The 855-nt window shown below is 60.1% G+C and carries 2 protein-coding genes and 4 tRNA genes; all 6 read right to left on the bottom strand.

Translation table 11 applies throughout. The features are described from left to right. Positions 1-139: GTP-binding protein (locus tag HUW62_RS47495; RefSeq protein WP_228556459.1), on the bottom strand; the 139-nt coding region annotated here is incomplete at its 3' end. 17 nt (positions 140-156) lie between these two features. Next, positions 157-232, bottom strand: a tRNA-Thr gene (locus HUW62_RS47490). Positions 233-258: 26 nt separating this feature from the next. Continuing rightward, positions 259-334 (bottom strand) — tRNA-Gly (locus tag HUW62_RS47485). A 9-nt stretch (positions 335-343) separates the two neighbouring features. After that, positions 344-427, bottom strand: a tRNA-Tyr gene (locus HUW62_RS47480). Between the two features lie 77 nt (positions 428-504). Then, positions 505-577, bottom strand: a tRNA-Thr gene (locus tag HUW62_RS47475). A 135-nt stretch (positions 578-712) separates the two neighbouring features. After that, on the bottom strand, positions 713-855 hold a 143-nt coding region (locus tag HUW62_RS47470), incomplete at its 5' end, for a TrmH family RNA methyltransferase (protein WP_303626924.1).

Genomic DNA, 855 nt, shown 5'->3' with positions numbered 1-855 from the left:
ACGCCAGGAACGTGGCGCCGCCGGTCTTGGCCAGCACCTTCGTGATGGCCGCCGTCAGCGACGTCTTGCCGTGGTCCACGTGTCCGATCGTGCCGATGTTCACGTGGGGCTTGTTACGCTCGAACTTCTCCTTGGCCATGACACTCCTCTAAAAAATGGAGCCCTGAACCAGGATTGAACTGGTGACCTCATCCTTACCAAGGATGCGCTCTGCCAACTGAGCTATCAGGGCTTGGCGATGCTATGAACTACAACGTTTGGAGCGGGAAATGGGATTCGAACCCACGACATTCAGCTTGGAAGGCTGACGCTCTACCAACTGAGCTATTCCCGCGTTGCCGAGTGGAGGGAGATGGATTCGAACCATCGAAGGCGTAGAGCCGGCAGATTTACAGTCTGCTCCCTTTGGCCGCTTGGGTATCCCTCCGCATTTTTTGCTGCCAACTGCGTACTGCTCCCCATACTGCTCGTCTCGGGCCCTCATCCGCGGCCCCCGTCCTGCTTGGCCGGCGGCGGGACTTGAACCCGCGACCTACTGATTACAAATCAGTTGCTCTACCGACTGAGCTACACCGGCACTCATCGGCTGCTGCCTACCGCCCTACCCCACCTGCACCGAACCCGTCAACCACCCGACTCCGATGTGCGAGGCGCGCCCTTTTAGAAGTCCCCACCATCCAAGTCAAGGGGATTGATCCCAGATGATGGCCGACTAACGGGAGGCGCTCCCCCGCTGCCGGGCGACCTCGTATAGCAGAATGCCGGCCGAAACGGACGCATTGAGTGAACCGACCTGACCCGCCATCGGAATCCGCAGGCGGTGGTCGCAGTGCTTGAGGACTCCCTCCCTCACGC

The organism is Myxococcus sp. AM011 (assembly GCF_013372595.1).
GTDB classification, from domain to species: domain Bacteria; phylum Myxococcota; class Myxococcia; order Myxococcales; family Myxococcaceae; genus Myxococcus; species Myxococcus eversor.
This window is presented reverse-complemented; position numbering and strand designations above follow the sequence as displayed.